22 protein-coding genes, 2 tRNA genes and 2 rRNA genes (1 of these 26 cut by a window edge) are annotated in these 25361 nt (G+C 38.2%); 17 read left to right on the top strand and 9 right to left on the bottom strand.

The window, feature by feature from the left end:
• Positions 1–60: 60 nt before the first annotated feature.
• Positions 61–963, top strand: coding sequence for a 1,4-dihydroxy-2-naphthoate octaprenyltransferase (gene menA, locus JM84_RS12530; RefSeq protein WP_144784623.1), 903 nt, complete (start codon positions 61–63; stop codon positions 961–963).
• Between the two features lie 185 nt (positions 964–1148).
• On the opposite strand, the gene JM84_RS12525 is transcribed toward menA, so the two are convergent.
• From JM84_RS12525 to JM84_RS12510, 4 genes are all read right to left on the bottom strand, one after another.
• Positions 1149–1421, bottom strand: a complete 273-nt coding sequence (locus JM84_RS12525; RefSeq protein WP_013751630.1) for an HU family DNA-binding protein — start codon at positions 1419–1421, stop codon at positions 1149–1151.
• Positions 1422–1609: 188 nt separating this feature from the next.
• A complete protein-coding gene (gene fmt / locus JM84_RS12520; protein ID WP_144784621.1) occupies positions 1610–2560 on the bottom strand; it encodes a methionyl-tRNA formyltransferase in 951 nt (316 codons plus the stop codon).
• The gene (locus JM84_RS12515) at positions 2557–4446 is read right to left on the bottom strand and encodes an ATP-dependent DNA helicase RecQ (RefSeq protein ID WP_144784619.1); all 1890 of its coding nucleotides are present in this window, start codon (positions 4444–4446) and stop codon (positions 2557–2559) included. The genes fmt and JM84_RS12515 overlap by 4 nt, the downstream gene beginning before the upstream one ends.
• Entirely contained in the window at positions 4439–4978 is a 540-nt protein-coding gene (locus JM84_RS12510) for an AAA family ATPase (RefSeq protein WP_144784617.1), read from the bottom strand. Before JM84_RS12510 ends, JM84_RS12515 begins: the two co-directional genes overlap by 8 nt.
• Positions 4979–5058: 80 nt before the next feature.
• On the opposite strand from JM84_RS12510, the gene JM84_RS12505 reads away from it, so the two are divergent.
• From JM84_RS12505 to mtaB, 5 genes are all read left to right on the top strand, one after another.
• Positions 5059–5349, top strand: coding sequence for a DUF493 family protein (locus tag JM84_RS12505; RefSeq protein WP_144784615.1), 291 nt, complete (start codon positions 5059–5061; stop codon positions 5347–5349).
• 298 nt (positions 5350–5647) lie between these two features.
• Positions 5648–6310, top strand: a complete 663-nt coding sequence (locus JM84_RS12500) for a DUF4290 domain-containing protein (protein WP_013751635.1) — start codon at positions 5648–5650, stop codon at positions 6308–6310.
• Between the two features lie 18 nt (positions 6311–6328).
• Positions 6329–7642 (top strand): UDP-N-acetylglucosamine 1-carboxyvinyltransferase, encoded by a 1314-nt coding sequence (murA, locus tag JM84_RS12495; protein WP_144784613.1) that lies wholly within the window; start codon positions 6329–6331, stop codon positions 7640–7642.
• 143 nt (positions 7643–7785) lie between these two features.
• The gene (locus JM84_RS12490; RefSeq protein WP_261375747.1) at positions 7786–8850 is read left to right on the top strand and encodes a glycerophosphodiester phosphodiesterase; all 1065 of its coding nucleotides are present in this window, start codon (positions 7786–7788) and stop codon (positions 8848–8850) included.
• 86 nt (positions 8851–8936) lie between these two features.
• Entirely contained in the window at positions 8937–10280 is a 1344-nt protein-coding gene (gene mtaB / locus JM84_RS12485) for a tRNA (N(6)-L-threonylcarbamoyladenosine(37)-C(2))-methylthiotransferase MtaB (RefSeq protein WP_144784610.1), read from the top strand.
• A 35-nt stretch (positions 10281–10315) separates the two neighbouring features.
• Here mtaB and JM84_RS12480 read toward each other — a convergent pair whose 3' ends face one another.
• Both JM84_RS12480 and JM84_RS12475 read right to left on the bottom strand, forming a co-directional pair.
• Positions 10316–10906 (bottom strand): GNAT family N-acetyltransferase, encoded by a 591-nt coding sequence (locus JM84_RS12480; protein ID WP_144784608.1) that lies wholly within the window; start codon positions 10904–10906, stop codon positions 10316–10318.
• A gap of 66 nt (positions 10907–10972) precedes the next feature.
• Positions 10973–11506 carry a hypothetical protein gene (locus tag JM84_RS12475; protein WP_144784606.1) on the bottom strand — a complete coding sequence of 178 codons (534 nt, stop codon included), beginning with the start codon at positions 11504–11506 and terminating at the stop codon, positions 10973–10975.
• 78 nt (positions 11507–11584) lie between these two features.
• Here JM84_RS12475 and JM84_RS12470 point away from each other — a divergent pair, with 78 nt between their 5' ends.
• From JM84_RS12470 to JM84_RS12450, 5 genes are all read left to right on the top strand, one after another.
• On the top strand, positions 11585–12004 hold the full coding sequence (locus JM84_RS12470; RefSeq protein ID WP_144784604.1) for a PaaI family thioesterase: 420 nt from the start codon (positions 11585–11587) through the stop codon (positions 12002–12004).
• A complete protein-coding gene (locus JM84_RS12465) occupies positions 12004–13137 on the top strand; it encodes a chorismate-binding protein (protein WP_144784602.1) in 1134 nt (377 codons plus the stop codon). The genes JM84_RS12470 and JM84_RS12465 overlap by 1 nt, the downstream gene beginning before the upstream one ends.
• Before the next feature lie 101 nt (positions 13138–13238).
• Positions 13239–14957: a 2-succinyl-5-enolpyruvyl-6-hydroxy-3-cyclohexene-1-carboxylic-acid synthase gene (gene menD / locus JM84_RS12460; protein ID WP_186439129.1), complete on the top strand. Its 1719-nt coding sequence runs from the start codon at positions 13239–13241 to the stop codon at positions 14955–14957.
• Between the two features lie 79 nt (positions 14958–15036).
• Positions 15037–15378, top strand: a complete 342-nt coding sequence (locus tag JM84_RS12455; RefSeq protein WP_013751644.1) for a DUF2853 family protein — start codon at positions 15037–15039, stop codon at positions 15376–15378.
• Positions 15379–15570: 192 nt separating this feature from the next.
• Positions 15571–16404 carry a S1 RNA-binding domain-containing protein gene (locus JM84_RS12450; RefSeq protein WP_144784598.1) on the top strand — a complete coding sequence of 278 codons (834 nt, stop codon included), beginning with the start codon at positions 15571–15573 and terminating at the stop codon, positions 16402–16404.
• A gap of 85 nt (positions 16405–16489) precedes the next feature.
• Here the strand turns inward: JM84_RS12450 and JM84_RS12445 are convergent, their stop codons facing one another.
• On the bottom strand, positions 16490–16906 hold the full coding sequence (locus JM84_RS12445) for a hypothetical protein (protein WP_144784596.1): 417 nt from the start codon (positions 16904–16906) through the stop codon (positions 16490–16492).
• Positions 16907–17037: 131 nt separating this feature from the next.
• Positions 17038–18174: a C1 family peptidase gene (locus JM84_RS12440; RefSeq protein ID WP_144784594.1), complete on the bottom strand. Its 1137-nt coding sequence runs from the start codon at positions 18172–18174 to the stop codon at positions 17038–17040.
• Between the two features lie 44 nt (positions 18175–18218).
• Here JM84_RS12440 and JM84_RS12435 point away from each other — a divergent pair, with 44 nt between their 5' ends.
• Complete coding sequence (locus tag JM84_RS12435) at positions 18219–19058, top strand: 1,4-dihydroxy-2-naphthoyl-CoA synthase (RefSeq protein ID WP_108876591.1); 840 nt, start codon at positions 18219–18221, stop codon at positions 19056–19058.
• 83 nt (positions 19059–19141) lie between these two features.
• Here JM84_RS12435 and JM84_RS12430 read toward each other — a convergent pair whose 3' ends face one another.
• Positions 19142–20230, bottom strand: coding sequence for a M42 family metallopeptidase (locus JM84_RS12430; protein ID WP_013751649.1), 1089 nt, complete (start codon positions 20228–20230; stop codon positions 19142–19144).
• 107 nt (positions 20231–20337) lie between these two features.
• Here JM84_RS12430 and JM84_RS12425 point away from each other — a divergent pair, with 107 nt between their 5' ends.
• The 5 genes from JM84_RS12425 to JM84_RS12405 form a co-directional block, all read left to right on the top strand.
• The gene (locus JM84_RS12425) at positions 20338–21018 is read left to right on the top strand and encodes a DUF4294 domain-containing protein (protein WP_013751650.1); all 681 of its coding nucleotides are present in this window, start codon (positions 20338–20340) and stop codon (positions 21016–21018) included.
• 783 nt (positions 21019–21801) lie between these two features.
• Positions 21802–23325 (top strand): 16S ribosomal RNA (locus JM84_RS12420).
• A gap of 212 nt (positions 23326–23537) precedes the next feature.
• Positions 23538–23611 (top strand) — tRNA-Ile (locus JM84_RS12415).
• Positions 23612–23785: 174 nt separating this feature from the next.
• Positions 23786–23862 (top strand) — tRNA-Ala (locus JM84_RS12410).
• A gap of 279 nt (positions 23863–24141) precedes the next feature.
• Positions 24142–25361 (top strand): 23S ribosomal RNA (locus JM84_RS12405); it runs 1607 nt beyond the window's last position.
• Together the 16S and 23S rRNA genes with 2 tRNA genes alongside form the textbook arrangement of a ribosomal RNA operon.

The raw sequence follows: 25361 nt of genomic DNA, 5'->3' as shown, positions 1-25361 counted from the left end.
GAAATTTGACAAGGGTAGAAGCCCAAAGAAAATAGTACATTTACGCACTTAAAAAAATATATGCCCTCATTCCAAGTTTGGCTTAGTGCCGCCCGTCCTCGTACCTTACCACTTTCTATAGCTGGGATTCTTGTAGGAGGCGGACTCGCATTGCAAGAAGGCGCCTTTAACTGGAGTATTTTTATACTAGCCATACTCGCTACTTTAGGATTTCAGATCTTATCTAATTATGCAAATGATTATGGTGATGGCGTTAAGGGAACAGATAATGCAGAGCGCGTAGGGCCAGCAAGAGCCATGCAAAGCGGACTTCTAACTGCACAAGATCTTAAGAAGGCAATTATTATCACATCGATTATCACCGTGATTACTGTACTGCTCTTAATTTATGTCTCTTTTGGTGTAGATCATTTTTTGCTCTCCATCTTATTCTTACTTTTAGGAATTGCCGCTATCGTATCTGCCATAAAATATACAGTGGGAAAAAGTGCTTATGGTTATAGAGGACTAGGAGATGTTTTTGTTTTTATATTCTTTGGTCTCGTGGGTGTTCTGGGGTCTTTCTTTTTATTTACACAGTATATCAATTTTGTACAAATACTTCCCGCGCTCACTGTAGGTACATTATCTACTATGGTGTTACACCTTAATAATATGAGAGACCGTGAAGCAGATGCTCGCGTAGGTAAAAACACACTTGCTGTTGTTTTGGGAGCCACAGGTGCAGAAAAGTATCACGCTATTTTATTCCTTGTAGGGCTTTTAAGCTGGGTTTCTTATCTTTTCCTTACAGCAACGCATATTATTGATTATCTCTCTCTCATCGCTTTTATACCATTAGTTAAGCATATGATTGCCGTAAAAAGTACGTCTGCACACGCATTGCTTGATCCAGAACTTAAAAAAGTGGCTTTATCTACATTTCTACTTGCCATACTCTTTTTTATAAGTTGTTATATATAAAAAGGATATAGTTACGCTTTTGCGAAAATTTTCCAAAAACCTCTAGTACAATCACGAGATAATCAAAGGGTTATTCATTACTAATGGATTCCCAATAAGATTGCTTTTGTCAATATAAGCCGGTTGGAAACAAAAAAAAACGGGTAGCGTGAGCTACCCGTTTTTTATATAACAGTTAAAACTGACTAGTTTACAGAAGTTGCAAGCTCAGATCCAGCTTTGAACTTTACTACGTTCTTTGCTGCAATTTTAATAGTTTTTCCAGTTTGTGGGTTTCTTCCTTCACGTGCGTTACGCTTAGAAACAGACCAAGATCCAAAACCTACAAGAGAAACACGTCCTCCGTCTTTAAGAGTCTTTTCAACATCTCCTAAGAAAGATTCTAATGCTTTTTTTGCTGCAGCTTTGGTGATACCTGCATGCTCTGCCATTCCGTCAATTAATTCTGATTTGTTCATAATGTAAATTGTTAATTAATTAAATTGTTGGTTAAGCTAAATGCTTAATTCCCTAACAAATTTATCCGAATTAATTGCCTACGCAAGCTATAGCAAGGGAAATGAGAGGTTTTGTTAATAAGTCGAGCCAATTGTTGATAAAGGCAGCCTCTTTTTATAATTCCCTTAACACCAATAGGAGCAAGGGTTTAGCGCATTTTTGCATTTTTATCAAATTTGTATCCGTTTAAAAGGTCTTTAACGGCCATTTTTTTCTTCCCAGAAAGTTGTATTTCGGTGATGCATATGTAACCTTCTGGCGTTGCGATAGCTAGATGATCATCTACTTGGGTGACTGCTCCAGATGGAATAAACATCTCTTTTTCTGCTTTCGCGAAAGCGCTATAAATTTTTACACGTTGCTCTTTTCCTCCATTTTCTAGCATTGTGTAAGCTGCTGGATAAGGACTCAATCCTCTTATGTGATTGTAAATGTCTTGAAGAGGAGCATCCCAGTCTATTCTCGTATTCTCACTATGTAACTTATATGCTGTTTTGAGTTCTCTGCTGGAGTCTTGTACAAAAGTGCTTACTTCATCTATCGCTATAGCTTTTACCGTTTTTACTACAAGTTCTTTACCTGCAATCATAAGACGGTCATGTAATACGCCAGCATTTTCCTTATCATCTATAGCGAGTTTCTCTTGTAAGATAATCTCACCGGTATCAATTTTTTCATCTATAAAGAATGTAGTAACACCTGTTTCTGTTTCTCCATTAATAATTGCCCAGTTTATAGGCGCGGCGCCACGATATTGTGGTAAGAGTGATGCGTGTAAATTAAAGGTTCCATAAGCTGGCATTTTCCATACAGCTTCTGGAAGCATTCTAAAGGCAACTACAATCTGTAGGTTTGCATTGAGTTCTTTTAATTCTTTTAAAAAGTCCTCACTTTTGAGGTTTGTAGGTTGTAGGATGTTGAGGTTTCTTGCCTTTGCAAATGCCTTTACATCACTTTCTCTTACTTTCTGTCCTCTTCCTGCAGGACGATCTGGTGCGGTGATTACTCCCACTACATTATATTCTTCTTCTAGTAAACCGTTTAATATAGTTACTGCAAACTCTGGTGTACCCATGAAAACTATGCGTAAATCTCTCATAATAAGGTGTAGGTGTTATTTGCCAAGATGGCTATCTTTTTCTGATCCAAAAGTAGTCGAATCGTATTAATTATGGTTTGTTGTGGGTAGTCTAGTTGTGATATTTCGCGAGAAGTTTTTGGGCCTTCTCTTAAAATATCAATAATAGCCCTGTGTATAGCAGTTCTTGAAACTTGGTGTGTTGCATTTGTACATACATCACATTTTCCACATGGTGTGGTTAATGTTTCGTCAAAGTACTGCATAAGTTGGATTGCTCTACAAACGGTATCTGTAGCGAGATATGTTTTTATAGCATCTACTTGATTCTTCTTGTACGTAGCTTGTGCTTTAATATACGGTGCGATAACGTTTATTGTTCTATCATCATCTCTAGGGACAAGGAAGGTAATTGCGGTATCATAATTTTGATGCTCATAATCTATAATATCATCTTTCTCAAGTGTAAGCAGGACTTGGTGCACCTGTTCTATAGTTTTGCTAGCTTTTGTAGCTACGATGCTATAGTTGATATTTGTGACTTGTTCAAAAACGGCTCCATACGTTCTAAGAACAGCCTTAACCACATCATCCAGCTGATTATTACGAATCAAATAGTAAGAAAGCGCAAAATCATTTACCTTAAAATTGATAGTTGCACGTTTTGTAAACTCTTGAGATAAGCTTATCACGCTATTGCGATCCAGCACTTGAAGCGCGTTAAATGTGAGGATAGTGTGCAGCTTATAGGTTGCACAAAACTCGCTAAAGTTAAATCGATGCAGTGTCTCTTGGCCTTCGCCGTAAGAGATTTGAAAGTAGTTGTTGAGGTGCTTGTATATTTTTTTTACATCTGCTACCTGAGGAATCACTTTAATAAATTGATTTTCTAGTCGTACCTCGTCATTTTCATTATAAAGGAGTACAGCTTGTGATTCTTGTCCTGCTCTTCCAGCTCTTCCAGACTCTTGAAAGTAATTTTCTATACTATCAGGGATTTCTAAATGCACTACTGTAGCTACGTCTGCTTTATCAATTCCCATCCCAAAGGCACTTGTGCCTACCATGACTTGTACTTTGTTATTTCGCCATGCGAGATATTGTTTGTGACGTTCATCACGAGACATACCTCCGTGGTAAGAAGTAGCAGAGATGCCTCTACCTTTTAAAAAGTGTGCAGTATTAAGTGTAGCCTTTCTATTACGCACATATACAATAGCACTAGCCCTTGTATTTGCAAGGATAGATTCTAGCTGGTAGAACTTGTCTGTAGCTTGCACTACATTATATGTGAGGTTAGGGCGGTGATAAGAAGTTTTAAATAACTGCGGATCTTGTAATTCTAGCTGCTCTGTGATATCCTTTAATACCTTAGGTGTTGCTGTAGCAGTAAGCGCTATAAATGGCACGGTAGGCTTGAGAGCACGTAATTTTGAGATTTCTCTATATGCGGGTCTAAAGTCATGTCCCCATTGAGAAATACAATGAGCCTCATCTACCGCAATAAGAGAGACATTCATAAGTTTAATACGTTCTCTTACAAGCTCTTGTTGTAATCGCTCTGGTGAGAGATATAAAAGCTTGTAGTTGCCATAAATACAATTATCGAGTAGCGTGTCTAGCTCGCTAAAAGAAATCCCGCTCGTGATAGAGAGGGCTTTGATACCTTTTTCTTGCAAAGTCATTACTTGGTCCTTCATAAGAGCGATAAGTGGTGATACCACAATCGTAATCCCGTCTAGTAATAACGCAGGTAGTTGATAGCATAGAGACTTCCCGCCACCTGTGGGTAATAGTGCAATACTATCATTCTCAGCAAGCACATTCTTTATAATTTCTGCTTGTTGTGGTCTAAAGATGGAGTGACCCCAGTATTGTTGTAATATGTCTTGCGCTTGATTACTCAAGAGCTAGTGTTTTTAAAATAAATGCTGCTCTATCCTCTACTGGTGACATAGGTACCACTATAGGGTTATAACCATAGTTTTGGTACGTCTGTACAAGGTGTTTTTCTATTTTTTGAGCTTGTTCAAAAGTCTCATAGCGTTCTTGATCTACCTTGTGTATTTTCTCCCAAGTAGGTAAGATGAATACGATATCATAAGTATACGTCTTGCAAGCCTGAACAAAAGCCTCAGGATATTCTTGTCCTATAAAGTCCATGTATGCCACAGTGTCAGGAATCCCTCGGTCTATAAAAACAGTATCTGTGATGTATGTATCTACATCTTTGTGCTGTTCTATGCGAGCATCTCTTAGAAGCTCAGAAAACAACAAAGGTTTCTCTAGAAACAACTGGTCCACACCTTCCTTTTGAGCCTGACTTATTACTTGTCTTGAGATTTCCTCAAGGCAGGGATACCCTAGTTGTTCTAGGTGGTTAAGTAATGTTGTTTTCCCGGTAGATGGCCCTCCTATGAGAAGTATACGTTTTGGCATAAAAATGGTAGTCTTTTTAGCAAAATTAAGCAAACTACAAAGAACGTGATTTATGTACCTTTGTATTATAATAGACACCCATGAGTTTAGATAGAAATCCAGAAGAGTTTTATAAAAAATTAAAGACACAACTAGAAGAAACTTCTAGCTGGCCTGCACCTTATTTGTACAAGTTTATTGTGCCTGCAAATGCAGAGAAAGAAGCGCAAATTGAAGGGCTCTTTGACCATCTAGGAGCTGTAATAAAGAAAAATGTCTCTCGCACAGGCAAGTACACAAGCGTTTCAATTAACGTGCGTCTAGATAATCCTGATGTTGTGATAGAAAAGTACAAGGAAGTAGGTAAGATAGAAGGCGTTATTTCATTGTAAGAGGTATACGCTTTCGCGAAAATGTTATTAATCACCACTATTTTGTAGCATTACTAACTCCGCGTGAGGGATCGCAGTAGTTACCCTGCAGGCTCATGAAGCGATAGCGCAAGGAGCCGAAGCGTAAAAGCGTAGCGCCCGACCCTTGTGGTCACGCCCAAATCATCTCAAGAACACAATAAGAGGCTTTTTTTTATTGTTATGTTATCAATTTACTAAAGACTAGATGCGTTTAGACAAATTTTAGTATTTTGCACATGTCTTTACTTAAAGGACGACTTCACTTAATTTTTTACAATTGATAGATCAATTAGAGTACAACACGGAGAGAGTTCATCTCATCATTCCCGAGTATGGGCGCCATATACAGAAAATGGTAAATGATGCGACGGCAATGGAAGACGCCGAAGAGCGTAACAAAACAGCTAAAGCGATTATCGCAGTAATGGGGAATTTGCAACCTCACTTGCGTGATGTACCAGATTTTCAGCATAAGTTGTGGGATCAGCTATTTATAATGTCTGATTTTCAACTAGATGTTGAGTCGCCATATGGTAAACCATCTAGGGAGGAGCTTGCAGAGCGTCCAGAGCCTTTAGAATATCCGCAAAACCATCCTAAATATCGTTTTTACGGTAACAACATCAAACGTATGATTGATGTAGCCGTAAGCTGGGATAAAGGAGATATGCGCGAGGGACTTGCAATGACTATTGCAAATCACATGAAAAAGTGTTTCTTAAATTGGAACAAGGACACTGTAGATGACGATGTAATATTTGATCATCTATTTGAGTTAAGTAATGGTGAGATTAATCTTAAAGAACGCGACGAAGAGTTACGAGATTCTGACAGGTTAATAAGAGCAAATAAAAAAGCAAAAGCTGCAGATAATCCAATCAAGAAGAGAAGTTACTCAAAAAATAATAATAACAACAATAACCGCAAAAAGCGTTACTAAAAATATTCCTAATAAACTATGGCAACATTTCAGATCGAGGGAGGTCACCAGCTTAAAGGAGACATTCAACCACAAGGAGCAAAAAATGAAGCATTACAAATTTTATGTGGCGTATTACTCACTCCTGAAAAAGTAACCATAAGTAATGTGCCAGACATTATAGATGTAAACAAGCTCATCATGATCTTGCAAAATCTGGGAGTAAAGGTGGAGAAAATTGCCAAGGGTGAGTTCACATTTCAAGCAGATGATCTTGACCTTGAGTACCTAGAAAGTGAGAAATTTAAAAAAGAGGGTAGTGGCTTAAGAGGATCTATAATGATTGTTGGTCCATTACTAGCTCGTTTTGGTAAAGGATATATTCCTAGACCAGGAGGTGATAAAATAGGTCGTCGTCGTCTTGATACACATTTTGAAGGTTTTATAAAACTAGGAGCGACTTTTCGTTACAACCGTGAAGAACGTTTTTATGGGGTAGAAGCACCTAACGGACTTACAGGAGCATACATGCTACTAGATGAAGCATCTGTTACAGGTACAGCAAATATCGTGATGGCTGCCGTATTAGCTAGAGGGACTACAACTATATATAACGCAGCTTGTGAGCCATATTTACAACAGCTTTGTAAAATGATGGTGCGCATGGGAGCAAATATCCAAGGGATAGGTTCAAACATGCTTATCATAGAAGGAGTAGAAAAACTAGGTGGTTGTGAGCATAGAGTATTACCAGACATGATCGAAATAGGATCATGGATAGGTCTTGCTGCAATGACTAAGAGTGAGATTACAATTAAAAATGTAAGCTGGGATGATCTAGGTGTTATACCTAATACCTTTAGAAAACTAGGGATTACCTTAGAACGTAAAGATGATGATATTTACATTCCTGCACATACAGACGGTTACCAGGTGGAATCATACATTGATGGTTCATTTATGACTATCTCAGATGCACCATGGCCCGGTTTTACGCCAGATCTTTTAAGTATTATTCTTGTAGTGGCAACCCAAGCAAAAGGAGAACTAATGGTTCACCAGAAAATGTTTGAAAGCCGTTTGTTCTTTACAGATAAGCTTATAGATATGGGTGCAAAAGTGATACTTTGTGATCCGCATCGTGCAACTGTGATTGGACATAACTTCCAGTCTACACTTAAGGCTACCACAATGACATCACCAGATATACGTGCTGGTATCTCATTGCTTATTGCAGCGTTAAGTGCAAAGGGAACTTCTACTATTCATAATATCGAGCAAATAGACCGCGGATATGAAAACATAGATGAGCGTCTTAGAGCAATAGGAGCAAAAATCACTAGAATAGATTAATCTAATCTTTAGTTATAACATTTAAAAAAGGCGCAAATATCATTTGCGCCTTTTTTTGTGGAATAGATTCTACCTTTGTCTACATGATTAGTTTAAAAAGAATAACACTTTTATTTTCAATACTCATCTTATCTTGTAATCACATGGAGCAACCTCAAATTCATAATACGCCTATTGTTATTGCACATAGGGGAGCACAATTTTTATATCCAGAACATACGATGGAAGGGTATAAAAAAGCAATCGAACTAGGCGCAGATTTCATAGAGCCAGATCTTGTGATGACAAGTGATGGGATTCTTGTAGCTAGGCATGAGCCTTATATTTCTGAAACGACTAATGTATCAGAACTTCCAGAATATGCAGATCGTAAAACCACCAAAATGCTTGATGGTGTGTCTGTGACAGATTGGTTTGTATCTGACTTCACGCTTAGTGAACTCAAAACACTACGAGCTAGGCAGTCTTGGGAGGAGAGAACTCACAAGTATGATGATCTCTTTGAGATTTCTACGTTTGAGGAAATTATCGCTTTCGCGAAAGCGAACAAAACCAAATCAGGAAATCTTGTGGGTATTTATCCAGAATTAAAGCATCCTAGTTTTCATAAGAGTGTAGCACTATCCATGGAAGATGTCTTCCTTAATCAGATTACAAAGGCTGGTTATCTAGATAAAACTTCTGCCATTTTTGTGCAATGTTTTGAGGTGAGTACGTTGCAATACATTTCAGCACGTTCAGATGTGCGGCTTATACAACTTATAGGTGCGGCTGGAATCTCTAGTAATGGAGATTTACGCTTTACCAAGGAAGATGGAAGTTATGATCCAGAAGGACAACCTTATGATTTTATACTGAGTAAAGATGCTCGTACATACAACTACTTTACAGCAGCCGAAGGGATGAAGTTTGTTTCGACCTATGCAGATGGAATAGGTCCTTGGAAAGCTTTTGTGATTTCTTATAGCAAGGCGAGCAAAGGAGAGGTTGAGGTGCTAGCCCCTACAGATTTTGTAGCGCTGGCACATAAGCATAAGCTAGAAGTGCATCCGTACACCTTTAGAAAAGAAGATACTTTGTGGAGTAATAATAAGAGTGGAGCAACCGAGTATCAACTGTTTTTTGAGGCGGGAGTAGACGGAGTTTTTAGCGACTATACTAAAGATGCCGTTGCTGCTAGAAACAAATTCTTAGCAACCAAAGATTAGTTGTTATAAGTAGCAATATTTTCTTTACTTCTTTTGTTACCTTTGCAGTCCTCAAAATTTGAGCAATTTTTACAAATCATCATCACATGTCCTCTAAAAAGAAAGTCGCATTTTATACACTAGGTTGTAAACTGAATTTTTCAGAGACTAGTACCATTGCTCGTAGTTTTGGGCAAGAGGGATTTGATAAAGTTGAGTTTTCTGAGCCTGCAGATGTCTATGTGATCAATACATGTAGTGTGACAGAAAATGCAGATAAGCGTTTTAAGTCTATAGTAAAACAAGCTCAAAAAGTAAATCCAGAAGGAGTTACTGTCGCCGTAGGTTGTTATGCACAACTTAAGCCAGAAGAGCTTGTTGCTGTAGATGGTGTTGATCTCGTTCTTGGAGCGACAGAGAAGTTTAATGTCACTAGTTATATTAATGATTTACTAGATAATCCAGATAGATCTAAGGAAGGTGGAGAAGTACACGCTTGTGAGATTCAAGATGCAGATTTTTACGTAAGTTCTTATTCTATAGGAGATCGAACTCGTGCTTTTTTAAAAGTGCAAGACGGCTGTGATTATAAATGTACCTATTGTACGATACCACTTGCTAGAGGTATTTCTAGAAGTGATACATTACAAAATGTACTTGATAACGCTTCAAAAATAGCTGCGCAAGACATAAAAGAGATTGTACTTACTGGAGTTAATATAGGAGATTACGGTAAAGGAGAGTTTGGAAACAAGAAGCACGAGCATACTTTTTTAGAACTCGTACAAGAGCTTGATAAAGTAGAAGGAATAGAGCGCTTAAGAATATCTTCTATAGAGCCTAATCTACTTAAAAATGAAACAATTGATGTGGTGTCTAAGTCCCGCACATTTGTGCCTCATTTTCATATCCCATTACAGAGTGGAAGCAATAAGATTCTTGGGTTGATGCGTCGCCGTTATCAACGCGAGTTATATGTAGACCGTGTTGCTAAAATAAAGGAGGTAATGCCTCACGCTTGTATAGGTGTAGATGTGATCGTAGGCTTTCCAGGAGAAACAGATGAGGATTTTCTAGAAACTTATAACTTCCTTACCGGATTAGACATCTCTTACCTTCATGTCTTTACATACTCAGAACGTGATAATACTCCTGCAGCTACGATGGAAGGAGAAGTGCCTAAAAAGGTAAGAAGTAAACGTAGTAAAATGCTACGAGGACTTTCAGCCAAAATGCGTAGAGCATTCTATGAGTCTCAGTTAAACAGTATGCGTACTGTGCTTTTTGAAAGTGAGAATAAGGAAGGTTACATTCACGGGTTTACAGAAAATTACGTAAAAGTAAAATCACCTTGGAATCCAGAACTTGTAAATACATTACACGAAGTGGAGCTAACTTCCATAGACGATGATGGAATGGTAAGATTTGAATTTACAAACGTTGAGGTGTAGGTGATCACTTTCGCGAAAGCGTACTTTAAAAAAACCTACTCTTCTTTACTATCCAGTATATCAATAAATCGCGTGTTCTTGATTTCTTCCCATTCTTCTTTGAGAATTGAATAGCAACAAGAATTACGACGTCTACCGTTTTTTGTAATAATATCCTTGCGCATGATACCTTCTAAGGTAGCGCCTAGTTTTTCTACTGCTTTTCTTGAGCGAATATTGCGCTCGTCGATACGAAACTCCACGCGTTCATAACGAAGTTTTTCAAAAGCATAACGTAGCATGAGAAACTTGACATGTAAGTTAAGACCGCTTCCGCGAAAATCTTCTCCAAGCCACGTCCATCCTATATGGATAATTTTATTGACGTCATCTATATTTCCATAACGTGTGGAGCCAGCAAATTTGCAAAGTTTTTTGTCAAAAATAATAAAAGGTAATGCTGTACCCAGCTCACGCCTTTGGATTGCATCTTTGATATAGGCCGTAAGTTTAGGTCCAGTGGATATATCAGAACCGCCATAAGCGTTAAGGTCTACTTCTTGTGATAGAGGAAGAAGATCACTGTAATGATAATTCTCTAAGGCAAGTAATTTTGCTCTTTCGTTTTCTAATGTCTTTACTTTCATATCAAAAAAAATGTGTTGTATTTAAAAATACGACACATTTTTTAAGAAGCGATATGTTATGAGTTATTATACTCCTAAAATCTCTGCATCTACTTTAAATTTAGTATAGATCTCTATTTCATGATCAGACTCGATGGTTTGATCTGTTGTTGTTTCTGTGCGCAATCTGTAAGAATCTTTCTTGATATACTCTTCAAGCTCTACATTTTCTATATCTAGCGTTAGTGAGCGAGCTCCATTTTCTGGAATGCCCACTTTTGAAGCGATGAGTTGCTCTTGAAGACCATCTGCAGTGATGTAAATAAAAATCTCATTTAAGAAATCAAAATCACCAGAAGCAGGTGTTTGAAGATCAAGTCTCAACGTGGTTAACTTAACGCTTTCTACAAGATTAGAATTTGTGTTATTGTTCTCAAATTCTGACTCTGAGTTTGTTGTGGTCTCGGGAGTGACAATATCAAACGGCGTACCTAGAAGTGTAGTGGCTTGTATGGTAAAATTTGTAGTGTAGTCTATGTCAAACTTAGTGAGCTCGTCAATTTTATCACAAGAGATAAATGTTAGTATAAGTAATGTGATAGCTAGTGTCTTTTTAATCATAATAGAGGGTTTTGTGTTCAATATTAACGAAATTTGATATGCGAAAGTATCTATAATTTGTTCGCTTTAAAGATTTATATGAAAAATAATAAAGAAGAAGTCCTAGTACGTCTAGCAGAGAGTTGTAAAAACACTTTAATGGAAACCTTAGATATTACTTATATAGATTTTGGAGAGGATTTTCTTGTAGCACAAATGCCTGTAACTCCAAAAGTACATCAGCCAGATGGAGTGTTGCATGGAGGTGCAATGGTTGCACTTGCTGAGAGCGTAGGGAGCGCTGCTAGTTTTATGTTTCTCAACCAGGAGCATACTATTAGAGGTATAGAGATTTCGGCAAATCATGTAAAGAGTAAGCGTGAGGGGATGGTCTATGCAAAGGCTACATTTATACATAAAGGTAGAACCACCCAGCTTTGGAACATCGATGTAGTAGATGAAAACGATGCCCTTATTTCAAAATGTAAACTGACTACAATCGCTTTGCCTAGGAAGTAATGAATAGCACAGACTTTTTTGAACATATCGAAGAGCATTTTGAAAGTACATTACCATTTGTAGTGTACAGAAAACCTAATGAAGAAAAGATTCATGCGCTTTTACAAGATGATGAAACTCTTCATGAAGTACATGACTTCTCAGAAAGTGGCTTTGTGTTTGCTCCTTTTGATGCATCAACATCAGAGACTGTCTTAATTCCTGCCGAAGAGTCTTTTGTGATGGAACTCTATTCCTTTGAAAATGAGATGTTATTAGAAGCAGAAACAATCTTAGTTAACCATACAAACGAGGATCGTGAGGCTCATATTAAACTAGTAAATAGAGGAATTGAAGCCATAGCAGATACGGCTATGAAGAAAGTTGTGCTTTCGCGAAAGCAAAACATACCACATAATTATGAGTCTCCTGTTGAGATATTCAAGCGATTACTTGGGACTTATAAGACCGCGTTTGTGTATTGCTGGTATCACCCTAATGTAGGTCTATGGCTAGGAGCTACGCCAGAAACATTATTATCTATAAATAATAGACGTTTGCATACAATGTCGCTAGCTGGAACTCAGAAAACAAGCGCTAGTTCTGATGTGGTCTGGGGAGAAAAAGAACAAGAGGAACAACAATTTGTGACAGATTCTATTGTCGAAAATCTATCGACGCTTGTAAAAGATCTTCAAGTTTCTGATGTTACGACCCAGCAAGCAGGAACTTTGCTACACCTCAAGACAGATATTTCTGCAATCATCAATGAAAATGAAACTAGCATAGCTGCTGTTATAAATGCTTTGCATCCTACACCAGCCGTTTGCGGACTACCAAAAGAAGAAGCAAAGGAATTTATCCTCAATAATGAGGGATATGCTCGTTCTTATTACACAGGTTTCTTAGGAGAACTTAATTATAAAACAGAAAAAAAGAGAGCAAGCACACGTAGGAATGTTGAGAATCTTGCCTATAGCGCCATAAAAAAGCATACACACTTATTTGTAAACCTACGATGTATGGAAGTAGATGCTAGTGGAGCGCAGTTATATGTAGGTGGCGGAGTAACAGCATCAAGTGATGCTGTAGCAGAGTGGGAGGAAACCGTAAATAAATTGCAAACTGTAGCAAAAGTACTGCGTACTACGTAATATGAAGTGTGCTATTTGAGAGACATAGTATCTCAAATTTTCTATAATTCCTGATTATAGATGCTCAATTCTAAATGGTAGAAATCGTATTTTTGTTACTAATGATTCACTCTAAAATTCCTGTAGCACAATCTATCGTTCACCTTTGCTTAAGTAAAGGAATTGATACGGTTATCATATCTCCAGGGTCCCGTAACGCACCGCTCACTATTGAGTTTACAAAAAATCCAAACATAAAAGCATACAGCATTGTAGATGAGCGCTGTGCTGCTTTTGTAGCTTTAGGAATTGCACAACAATCTAGAAAGCCTGTGGCTATTGTATGTACTTCAGGAAGTGCTTTACTCAATTACTATCCAGCAATCTCTGAAGCTTTTTATAGTGATATCCCGCTCATTGCTATAAGCGCAGATAGACCTATAGAACGTATAGATATAGGTGATGGACAAACGATAAGACAAAAGAACGTTTTTGAAAATCACATTTTATATTCGGCAAACTTATATTCCGAATTAGTGCCTGTAAATGAGGTTACAGATACTAAGGTTGCTCAGAAAATAAAGGAGAGTCAGCGACATAATGATCAAGAGATTAATAAAGCGCTTAATATAGCCATTGAACAATCTGGCCCAGTACATATTAATGTCCCTTTTTACGAGCCTTTGTATGAAATGACAGATGTGGCGATAGCAAAACCTATAGAAGTAGCACCTCATAAGATTATTGGTCAGCTATCTTTAGACGAGTTACGACCCTATATGGATAGCTGGAATAATGCAACACGTAAGCTTGTAATAATTGGTGTACAAGGGCCTAATGTAATGGAACAATCATTACTTGATATGCTAGGTTATGATCCTAGTGTTATTGTTTTTACAGAGACTACATCAAATGTTTCTCACCCTAATTTCTTTACGCGCATAGATAACATAATCGGCAGTCTAGATGATGACGGTTTCAAAGCATTGCAACCAGATATTCTATTAACCTTTGGAGGAATGGTAGTTTCAAAAAAGGTAAAAGCTTTTCTTAGAAATTATCAGCCACAGCAGCACTGGCACGTAGATGTAAAGAAAGCTTATGACACTTATTTCTGTCTTAATAAACATTTTGAAACTTTGGCTTCCCACTTTTTAGAAAACTTGCGAGAGCACACTTCATACACTAAGAGTGTTTACCAACAGGAATGGCTTACTATACGAGAAAAACGTGATGTACTACATACAGAGTATATCAACCAAATGGAATGGTGCGACTTTAAAGCATTTGACCATATTCTCAGTGAGATTCCAGATCACTCAATGCTACAACTAGGTAATAGTAGTACTGTGAGATATGCCCAGCTATTTGATATAAATAAAACGCTTGAGGTTTATTGTAATAGAGGAACTAGTGGTATAGACGGAAGCACGAGTACTGCAATAGGTGCTGCTATGGTAAGTGCAAAGCCAACTACATTTATCACAGGAGAGCTAAGTTTCTTTTACGATAGTAATGCGCTCTGGAATAAGAATATTCCGCAAGATTTTAAAATCATCGTTATAAACAATAGTGGAGGAGGTATTTTCCGTATTCTTCCTAATAAGGATAAGAACACAGATAACTTTGATGAGTTTTTTGAAACTACGCACGACCTTTCGGCAGAGAAGTTATGTGAGATGTATAATTTCAAATACTTGAAAGCAGATAGTGAGGAGAGTTGTGCTTTCGCGAAAGCGGAGTTATATGCATCAAATGATAAACCTGCGTTGCTTGAAATCTTCACACCGCGCAAAATCAACGATAAAGTACTACTTGATTACTTTAACTTTATCAAGTGATCTTTTTTAAGGATAGTTTAACTTTTTGTTTATCTTTAAGATGTAATAAAGAATTAAATAAACTAGTAACAATACAATTATGAGCAAAAGAGAAGAACTCATCGCCAAATATGCAGATGATTTAAAGAACAAATGTGGAGTAACTCCAGATATGGATTTCCTTACAAAAGTAACAATAGGTTGTGGACCGTCTATCTATAATAAAGACTCATCTACAGTTTCTGGAGGTTCTGATTCTGAAATCGCTACTGTTAAGAATAACTTCTTAATAAAAAAGCTAGGTCTTGCAGATAGCGCAGACTTAGATAAGGCTATCGATAGTGTTCTTGAAACATACGGAAAGTCTAATCGTAATAAATACCGTGCAGTAGTATACTATATGCTAGCAAAGCACTTTAAGAAAGAGTCTGTTTACAAATAGATTACTCTTACAATATCTAAAAACGCCTTGACTTACCCTCAAGGCGTTTTTTTATGAGGTAACTATTAAATTACTTAATTTGTATTTGACATTGTGCTTAAAGTTTTGTTGTTTTCTACCCTATAGATTAAGTCTATAGTAGATGGTTGTTTGTAATTTAAGTAATCGTATTTTTGCACTTTAATTAAGATTATGTTAGATATAGGAAAGTACCATATAATGAGAATAGATAGAGAGACAGAGCCTGGGCTTTTTCTTTCTAATGAAGCAGGAGATGATGTTTTGTTACCCAATAAATATGTTCCAGAAGAATATAAAATATGGGATGAACTTAACGTGTATGTTTATCTAGATCATGAAGAAAGACCGGTAGCGACAACTCTTAAGCCGTTCATAGAGCTCAATAATTTTGGTTATTTAAGATGTACTGCGGTAAATGAAGTAGGAGCATTTTTAGATTGGGGTCTTGAGAAAGAACTTTTCGTGCCTTTTGCTCAACAAGCTAGACCTATGAAAGTAGGTAGCTGGTACATCGTGTATATGTATCTAGACGCAAAAACAAATCGTCTTGCAGCAACAAGTAAAACCATGAAGTATTTATCTAACGATAATATTGAGGTAAAGAAATTTGATAAAGTAGAGGTGATTATTTCACACATTACAGAGCGCGGTGCCAACGCAATTGTAGATGGAAAACATAAAGGTCTTATATATAAGGAAGATATTTTTGAGGATATAAGAACTGGTGATAAACTTGAAGCATGGGTAAAGAAAATACGCCCAGATGGAAAAATAGACTTAGTACTTCAAGAAGAAGGATATAAAAGTATAGAGCCTAATGCGCAGTATATCTTTGACGAACTTCAAGCAAATGACGGATTCATGCCTTTACATGATAAATCTGATCCGGTAGATATACAGAACCAATTAGGTTTAAGTAAAAAGAGTTTTAAAAAGGCAATAGGAACTTTATACAGAGATCGTAAAATCCTAATAAAGGAGGATGGAATACATCTTATAGATTAAGTTTCCTTAAATAAGTAACAAAAACAGCAGGCAGCTCATAGAGCTGCCTGCTGTTTTTTATATATGGATGTTTTTAATTAGTTGGTTAGCAATTAGTGATAAGCTCATCCCTAGTTACCCATGCAACTGCATTAGGCAAATTGTCAAATATTTCTGGCTTAAACGGATAAAATTTGCTTTCAAAAATGGAAGACCTTTTACTAGTTTCGTTATAACTTACAATAGCAACCTTCGCTTTAGGGATATTAAAAGGCTCAGTATTCATAAGCGCTGTGGGAACAACAGCGTATGCGTTAAGTCTATTAGATATATATCCAAATGTGTCTAAATGTTCAAAATGATCTTTTATAAGTGATGCCAGGTATTGATAATTTTTTGTGTCAAGTAGTACACCTTCTTTAAACTCTGTAACAAGATAATTTTTAAACATAGTTACAGACCCGATATCTAGATGATATATAGTTTCAATTTCTTCTAAAGACTTTAATTCCCTTATACTCATCGACTTTAATAGCTTGTTGTTGATGGCTCAAAGATAATTTGAATTACAATTTTTGGGATTGTAAGTTACTATATTACTGCGGTTTAGCTTATGTATGTAATTAATCGATGATACATGTCACTTTGTCGATTTTAAAAAGTAATTTTTCTTGAAGTTTGTTTTAAAAGCCCTTCCTTATGAAGTAGTACAGAAATAGCTTTTAATCTCATATAAGCAACGCTCATATACACATAACCATCATAAGTAGTCTTTGCGGGATCTGTTCCCCATGAATTTTTTACTTTATAGTAAACAGTTCCATTTTGATCGGTTGCTTTCCCTGTGATATGCATTAGGTGGTCATCTGTAGTGTTGTAGTTTTCAAACTCCTCTTGTCTATACTCTTGAGAGATTGTTTTTTCTAGTTCTGGACCTAAGACGGCAATCCTCTTATTCTCATCATGAGAAGGAATCACGGCTACACCATGTTTTGAAGAAAATGTGAGTTCGCTCACATCACAGTCAAGTGTAACTGTAAACCCATTGTCTAGTGCGTGATCTATATTACTTATAAATTCATCTAGCGGGAGATTGTACATTGATCCATTTGAAAAGTTATCAGGAATATTAAGTATAAATGAAGTGTAAAATGGATGGTACGTAAAAGAAGTAAGCGTCACATAGTTTTCAGGATTTACTTTCATTTCTCTCGCAAACTCTTTAGGAGAATAAGTTTTACCATTATAATTAAATGTAGCTAAGTTTTCTCCTAGATACACATCTAGCACTTTGTTCACGGCCTCTTTCCATTTTTTGCTCAAGGTGCGCCCAGGATTATCGACGTAGGTGTCTAGCATAGCATGTAACACTGCTACCATTTCGGCATGATTATGAGTTTCTTTTGTGTCAGCAAGTCCAGTATAAGCAGCGTCGGGAACTAATCCATACTTTGTTACACTATGTAATACATCATGAGCAAGCCCACCCTCAGAAAACTGTGCGCCTCCTTGTCTCATTATATAGTTATCTGCTTTTTCTGGATATATATTCCTTACCAAATACATTTCAGACAGATCTACATTCTTGCCTGTAAGTCTAAGTATTTCACTTTCTAAAAAAGAAGATGTGCTAAAGCTCCAGCAGGTTCCAGTGACGCCTTGACTTATAACAGCTGTAGCTTGTAAATCAATAGTATCTGTAAAAATATAGGGAGCGGTGGTAACTTCTTGTGCGTAGTACGCTTTCGCGAAAGCAAAAACAACCATCACACTTAGTACTACTTTTTTCATCGGTCTAGGAATAAAGAATTATTTTTACGCTAAAATAGCATTTTATGGATAAGCCAAACTGGCAAACAGCCAAAGAATACAAAGACATTACTTATAAGAAGAGTAATGGAGTAGCGAGAATAGCATTTAATAGGCCAGATGTGCGAAACGCATTTAGACCTAATACTACAAAGGAATTATATGATGCCTTTTATGATGCAAATGAGGATACATCTATAGGTGTAGTACTTCTATCTGCTGAAGGGCCATCATCTAAGGATGGTGTATATAGTTTTTGCTCTGGTGGTGATCAAAAAGCTCGCGGTAAAGAAGGATATGTAGGAGAGGATGGATATCATAGACTTAACATACTAGAAGTGCAACGTCTTATACGTTTTATGCCTAAGGCAGTAATTGCTGTTGTTCCAGGGTGGGCAGTGGGAGGAGGGCACAGCCTGCACGTAGTTTGTGACCTAACACTTGCAAGTAAGGAGCACGCAATTTTTAAACAGACAGATGCAGATGTAACTTCTTTTGACGGTGGTTATGGAAGTGCTTACCTCGCAAAAATGGTAGGGCAGAAGAAAGCAAGAGAGATTTTCTTCTTAGGTAGAAACTATTCTGCGCAGGAAGCTTATGAGATGGGAATGGTAAATGCCGTAATACCACATGCAGAGCTAGAAGATACTGCATACGAGTGGGCGCAAGAAATTCTTGCCAAATCACCTATCTCTATAAAGATGCTCAAGTTTGCCATGAACCTTACAGATGATGGCATGGTGGGGCAACAAGTTTTTGCCGGAGAAGCGACACGTCTTGCATATATGACAGACGAAGCTGTAGAGGGTAGAAATGCCTTTCTAGAAAAAAGAGCACCTAATTTTGAGAAGAAGTGGATTCCATAGAGGATTCTTCAGAGTTTTAAAAGTAATAACCCGTTCAATATGATTGAACGGGTTATTTTATTTCAATTTTTCGCGAAAGCGGATTATTCAAAATAAGAGAATGTCTCACCATCTTCTATAGTAAGTAGCGTTTCATATATAAGTTTAATCACATTTTCTACATCTTCACGGTGCACCATTTCTACAGTAGTGTGCATATATCTTAATGGTAGTGATATAAGGGCAGAGGCTACGCCGCTACCGCTATAAGCAAATGCATCTGTATCTGTACCCGTAGCACGAGAAAGTGCAGCTCTCTGGAAAGGAAGTTTATTCTTTTCGGCTGTTTCTGTAATACGATCACGTAGCTTTTGCTGTACCGCAGGAGCATAAGCGATCACGGGTCCTTTACCTAGTTCTACATGTCCTTGCTTTTTCATCTCTATCATAGGCGTTGTGGTGTCATGAGTTACATCTGTAACGATTGCCACATTAGGCTTGATGCGCTCTGCAATCATTTGTGCCCCACGTAACCCTATTTCCTCTTGTACAGAATTTGTAATATAAAGACCAAAAGGTAAGGTCTTTTTATTCTCATGAAGTAGTCTAGCAACTTCTGCAATCATAAAGCCACCTGCACGATTATCTATCGCACGGCACACAAATTTATTTCCGTTTAAAACATGGAACGTATCTGGGTAAGTGATTACACAGCCCACAAATATGCCCATTTTTTCAACTTCTTCTTTATCTGCTGCGCCTACATCTATAAAAATGTTATCAGGTTTTGGAGCTTCTTCTTTAGACTTATCGCGAGTGTGAATTGCTGGCCACCCAAAAACTCCTTTTACAATGCCATCCTTAGTGTGCACATTTACAATCTTAGAGGGAGCAATCTGGTGATCACTACCGCCATTACGTATTACATATATAAGTCCGTTATCTGCTATATAATTTACATACCAAGATATTTCGTCTGCATGTCCTTCTATTACTACTTTATATTTTGCGTCTGGATTAATTACTGCAACTGCAGTTCCATAGGTATCTGTGATAAATTCATCTACATAAGGAGTGAGATAATCCATCCACAACTTTTGACCGTCCCACTCATAACCAGTAGGAGCAGCGTTGTTGAGGTAACGTTCGAGAAAGTCTAGAGACTTTTTATTTAAAATGCTTTTTGAAGCCATAGAATAATATTTTCTTTAAAAGTAAGAATATTAACCAAGAGTTTATAACGTTATAGAGGTCTAATACCTAATTTTGGAACGATTTTAGCTTAAAGCGAAAGAAAAAGATGCGCATACATAATCTTCTATATATAATAGTATTCATAGCAGGGTTTGCTCAAGCCCAAGAAACTCCTGTAGATTCGACAGAGGTAGCAATTGAATATTACATCATTCAGGGAGACACCATCCCAAGGAGCGCTATAGATCTTAATGAGGTTATCGTTTTTAAAAGATTAAAATTTGATAACAAAGAAGACCGCAGACGCTATTTAATATTACGCCGAAAAACCAGAAAGGTTTTTCCTTACGCAAAACTTGCTGCAGATAGGCTTGTGGAATTAAATAGTAGATTAGATTCTATAGAGGGTAAACGCGCAAGAAAGAAGTACACAAAAATCATTCATAAATATTTAGAAGGAGAATTTTCGGCAGAGCTTAAGAAACTCACACGCACCGAAGGACAAATACTTATTAAGCTCATACACCGTCAAACAGGCGAGACAGCATTCGAATTGATAAAGAGGTTGCGTAGCGGTTGGAGAGCATTCTGGTACAATACTACCGCCAGTGCTTTTGACATATCACTTAAGAGAGAGTTTGATCCAGTAAACGAGGAAGAAGATTTCCTTATAGAAGATATACTGCAACGCTCTTTTCAATCAAGAATTCTAGAAACACAGCCTAGCGCTTTAGACTTTGAGTTTTTAGAATTATCAGATAAGTGGAAGGAGAAAGGAGTAGAGTAATAGCATACCTATTATATGGTATAATTACCCTGTATCGCTTTCGCGAAAATATCTAGGGTGGTTTTTGCAGCTATTTGATGTTTGCTGAGGTAGGAATTGCTAGTTTCTTTAAGTTTATGGACTGTAAAATAGAGTTCTTTTATGGTTGTTGAGGTGTCATTTAAGTTATTTTAAAAGCTACTTCTTGTATTTACAGCGAGTTGCATATTTCCTTAAAATTTTCTTAAGAATATTCTTGTCAGATTAGAACTTCGGTGTATCTTTGCCACCCGCTTAACAGCAAGCGGTTGTTCTTTTAAATGTCTTCAAAAAGTTTGTTTTTATTTCTTCAAATTATTTTTCAAAAGATAGTTTGTGATTAGGAAAAAGGTTGTAGTTTTGCAGCCGCTAACAACTGGAGGTTATTTGGGAGTTATGTTCATTGCGATTGTTACTTAGTGTTAGAGGTTGAAAATTAAATTTTCGATTATTTTTAAGATTAAGTTGTGAGTTTAAAAAACAGTTGTATATTTGCACCCGCTTAGAGAAACAGTAATATATCTAGCGAAGTTCAAAAGTTTTTATTGAGATGTTTTGGAAGATTAGTTATTCTAATTTGAGGTTCGAATCCTTAGCATTTGCAAGAGTTTTCTGCTATTAATAGTGGTAGAGAAAGTTCATTGATTTATTGAATTGACAGCGCGTATTAATACCTTCGGGTATTATTACAAAGAATTTGAAAACTAGAAGTTTATTATTGACCAGATATTTCGAGTCGTGAGGAGTTAAATTTATTTACAATACACGATGAAGAGTTTGATCCTGGCTCAGGATGAACGCTAGCGGCAGGCTTAACACATGCAAGTCGAGGGGTAACAGAGGTAGCTTGCTACTTGCTGACGACCGGCGCACGGGTGCGTAACGCGTATAGAATCTACCTTATACTGGGGGATAGCCTTTGGAAACGAAGATTAATACCCCATAGTATGTTTGAATGGCATCATTTGGACATTAAAGTTTCGGCGGTATAAGATGACTATGCGTTCTATTAGTTTGTTGGTAAGGTAACGGCTTACCAAGACTACGATAGATAGGGGTCCTGAGAGGGAGATCCCCCACACTGGTACTGAGACACGGACCAGACTCCTACGGGAGGCAGCAGTGAGGAATATTGGACAATGGAGGCAACTCTGATCCAGCCATGCCGCGTGTAGGAAGACTGCCCTATGGGTTGTAAACTACTTTTATATGGGAAGAATAAGGTCTACGTGTAGACTGATGACGGTACCATAAGAATAAGCACCGGCTAACTCCGTGCCAGCAGCCGCGGTAATACGGAGGGTGCAAGCGTTATCCGGAATCATTGGGTTTAAAGGGTCCGTAGGCGGGCATATAAGTCAGTGGTGAAAGTCTGTGGCTCAACCATAGAATTGCCATTGATACTGTATGTCTTGAATTATTGTGAAGTGGTTAGAATATGTAGTGTAGCGGTGAAATGCTTAGAGATTACATAGAATACCGATTGCGAAGGCAGATCACTAACAATATATTGACGCTGATGGACGAAAGCGTAGGTAGCGAACAGGATTAGATACCCTGGTAGTCTACGCCGTAAACGATGGATACTAGTTGTTTGGCTTTCGGGCTGAGTGACTAAGCGAAAGTGATAAGTATCCCACCTGGGGAGTACGTTCGCAAGAATGAAACTCAAAGGAATTGACGGGGGCCCGCACAAGCGGTGGAGCATGTGGTTTAATTCGATGATACGCGAGGAACCTTACCAGGGCTTAAATGTAGATTGACAGGACTAGAGATAGTTTTTTCTTCGGACAATTTACAAGGTGCTGCATGGTTGTCGTCAGCTCGTGCCGTGAGGTGTCAGGTTAAGTCCTATAACGAGCGCAACCCCTGTGGTTAGTTGCCAGCGAGTAATGTCGGGAACTCTAGCCAGACTGCCGGTGCAAACCGTGAGGAAGGTGGGGATGACGTCAAATCATCACGGCCCTTACGTCCTGGGCCACACACGTGCTACAATGGTAGGGACAGAGAGCAGCCACTGGGCGACCAGGAGCGAATCTATAAACCCTATCTCAGTTCGGATTGGAGTCTGCAACTCGACTCCATGAAGCTGGAATCGCTAGTAATCGGATATCAGCCATGATCCGGTGAATACGTTCCCGGGCCTTGTACACACCGCCCGTCAAGCCATGGAAGCTGGGGGTACCTGAAGTCCGTCACCGTAAGGAGCGGCCTAGGGTAAAACTGGTAACTAGGGCTAAGTCGTAACAAGGTAGCCGTACCGGAAGGTGCGGCTGGAACACCTCCTTTCTAGAGCTTGTCCCTGTTATTGTGCGTTATGTATTTATATGTAACAATACCAGTAATACACAGCAAACGACTTACGACCGAAAGGTCAAAATAGGTTTTAGTTTTCAATAGCTGTCGATTTAATTTTAATAAACAAGTAAATAGTAGTTAGACTTTAGTATTGAGTTTTTTACTTAAGACTATTACTTAACAACTATAGATTGTTTAATTACAGTCTCATAGCTCAGCTGGTTAGAGCGCTACACTGATAATGTAGAGGTCGGCAGTTCGAGTCTGCCTGAGACTACTGGTTAATAACTAGGCATATTTTAAAAGATATGTTTGATTGTTAGTTGTGCTTTCGCGAAAGCTTAATAAATCGTGATGTTCATTGTATTACATTTTGAAGGAAATTTTAGAAGTTGAGAATCATTACTTCGTCATTCGAAAACTGATGTCATCATCGGAATTTCATAAAAATGGGGGATTAGCTCAGCTGGCTAGAGCGCCTGCCTTGCACGCAGGAGGTCATCGGTTCGACTCCGATATTCTCCACCAAGATAGTTACTTTATAGTAGTTATCATCCTTAGGTATAAAGGATATAGTTTTTAAAAACACAGGATTCACGAGAGTGCAATACGTTTTTAGTTACATAGATCTTATACTGATTATGGGAAAACGTTCATTGACATATTGGGAAATAATTAAAGAATACGAGAAGTCGTATGTAACCTAGCCGGTTATATACGCAAGAATATGAATATAATATGATTAACTCATTATAATATAAAGGTTTATGTATTTTATACATAAGCCCTTAAAAGAGCAATAAGTACAATAAGCTAATTAAGGGCGTATGGGGAATGCCTAGGCTCTCAGAGGCGATGAAGGACGTGATAAGCTGCGAAAAGCTACGGGGATCTGCACACAAGAATTGATCCGTAGATATCCGAATGGGGCAACCCGGTATATTGAAGATATATCACCAGAAATGGGGCAAACCCGGAGAACTGAAACATCTAAGTACCCGGAGGAGAAGAAAACAATAGTGATTCCGCTAGTAGTGGCGAGCGAACGCGGATTAGCCCAAACCAGTAATGTTACGGCATTGCTGGGGTTGTAGGACCACGACATTTTGTGCTTTATGAATTAGAATACTTTGGAAAGAGTAGCCATAGACGGTGATAGCCCGGTATAAGTAAAGACAGTTACAGATAGTGGTATCCTGAGTAGTGCGGGGCACGTGAAACCCTGTATGAAACTGTGGGGACCATCCCATAAGGCTAAATACTCCTGAGAGACCGATAGTGAACCAGTACCGTGAGGGAAAGGTGAAAAGAACCCTGAATAAGGGAGTGAAATAGAACCTGAAACCATACGCTTACAAGCGGTCGGAGGTCTTCGGACTGACGGCGTGCCTTTTGCATAATGAGCCTACGAGTTACTTTAACTAGCAAGGTTAAGACTTTTAGAGTCGGAGCCGTAGCGAAAGCGAGTCTGAATAGGGCGTTTTAGTTAGTTTGAGTAGACGCGAAACCGTGTGATCTACCCTTGGGCAGGTTGAAGCTTTGTTAACCCAAAGTGGAGGACCGAACCCGTTGACGTTGAAAAGTCTTGGGATGACCTGAGGGTAGGGGTGAAAGGCCAATCAAACTCGGAAATAGCTCGTACTCCCCGAAATGCATTTAGGTGCAGCGTTGATTTATAGTTTTATAGAGGTAGAGCTACTGATTGGATGCGGGGGCTTCACCGCCTACCAATTCCTGACAAACTCCGAATGCTATAAAATGTTAATCAGCAGTGAGGGCATGGGTGCTAAGGTCCATGTCCGAGAGGGAAAGAACCCAGACCATCAGCTAAGGTCCCCAAATGTATGTTAAGTTGAAAAAACGCGGTTGGACTGCTTTGACAGCTAGGATGTTGGCTTGGAAGCAGCCATTCATTTAAAGAGTGCGTAACAGCTCACTAGTCGAGCGGTCCGGCATGGATAATAATCGGGCATAAACATACTACCGAAGCTATGGGATCCTGCAGGAGCAGTGATCGGTAGGGGAGC

Source organism: Dokdonia sp. Hel_I_63 (assembly GCF_007827285.1).
In the GTDB taxonomy this organism is placed as follows: domain Bacteria; phylum Bacteroidota; class Bacteroidia; order Flavobacteriales; family Flavobacteriaceae; genus Dokdonia.
This window is presented reverse-complemented; position numbering and strand designations above follow the sequence as displayed.

Bases quoted from the DNA above. Each gene is read 5' to 3' on its own strand.
- menA (WP_144784623.1), top strand. From the start codon at position 61: ATGCCCTCATTCCAAGTTTGGCTTAGTGCCGCCCGTCCTCGTACCTTA.
- JM84_RS12525 (WP_013751630.1), bottom strand. From the start codon at position 1,421: ATGAACAAATCAGAATTAATTGACGGAATGGCAGAGCATGCAGGTATC.
- fmt (WP_144784621.1), bottom strand. From the start codon at position 2,560: ATGAGAGATTTACGCATAGTTTTCATGGGTACACCAGAGTTTGCAGTA.
- JM84_RS12510 (WP_144784617.1), bottom strand. From the start codon at position 4,978: ATGCCAAAACGTATACTTCTCATAGGAGGGCCATCTACCGGGAAAACA.
- JM84_RS12505 (WP_144784615.1), top strand. From the start codon at position 5,059: ATGAGTTTAGATAGAAATCCAGAAGAGTTTTATAAAAAATTAAAGACA.
- murA (WP_144784613.1), top strand. From the start codon at position 6,329: ATGGCAACATTTCAGATCGAGGGAGGTCACCAGCTTAAAGGAGACATT.
- JM84_RS12490 (WP_261375747.1), top strand. From the start codon at position 7,786: ATGGAGCAACCTCAAATTCATAATACGCCTATTGTTATTGCACATAGG.
- mtaB (WP_144784610.1), top strand. From the start codon at position 8,937: ATGTCCTCTAAAAAGAAAGTCGCATTTTATACACTAGGTTGTAAACTG.
- JM84_RS12480 (WP_144784608.1), bottom strand. From the start codon at position 10,906: ATGAAAGTAAAGACATTAGAAAACGAAAGAGCAAAATTACTTGCCTTA.
- JM84_RS12475 (WP_144784606.1), bottom strand. From the start codon at position 11,506: ATGATTAAAAAGACACTAGCTATCACATTACTTATACTAACATTTATC.
- JM84_RS12470 (WP_144784604.1), top strand. From the start codon at position 11,585: ATGAAAAATAATAAAGAAGAAGTCCTAGTACGTCTAGCAGAGAGTTGT.
- JM84_RS12465 (WP_144784602.1), top strand. From the start codon at position 12,004: ATGAATAGCACAGACTTTTTTGAACATATCGAAGAGCATTTTGAAAGT.
- menD (WP_186439129.1), top strand. From the start codon at position 13,239: ATGATTCACTCTAAAATTCCTGTAGCACAATCTATCGTTCACCTTTGC.
- JM84_RS12455 (WP_013751644.1), top strand. From the start codon at position 15,037: ATGAGCAAAAGAGAAGAACTCATCGCCAAATATGCAGATGATTTAAAG.
- JM84_RS12450 (WP_144784598.1), top strand. From the start codon at position 15,571: ATGTTAGATATAGGAAAGTACCATATAATGAGAATAGATAGAGAGACA.
- JM84_RS12445 (WP_144784596.1), bottom strand. From the start codon at position 16,906: ATGAGTATAAGGGAATTAAAGTCTTTAGAAGAAATTGAAACTATATAT.
- JM84_RS12440 (WP_144784594.1), bottom strand. From the start codon at position 18,174: ATGAAAAAAGTAGTACTAAGTGTGATGGTTGTTTTTGCTTTCGCGAAA.
- JM84_RS12435 (WP_108876591.1), top strand. From the start codon at position 18,219: ATGGATAAGCCAAACTGGCAAACAGCCAAAGAATACAAAGACATTACT.
- JM84_RS12430 (WP_013751649.1), bottom strand. From the start codon at position 20,230: ATGGCTTCAAAAAGCATTTTAAATAAAAAGTCTCTAGACTTTCTCGAA.
- JM84_RS12425 (WP_013751650.1), top strand. From the start codon at position 20,338: ATGCGCATACATAATCTTCTATATATAATAGTATTCATAGCAGGGTTT.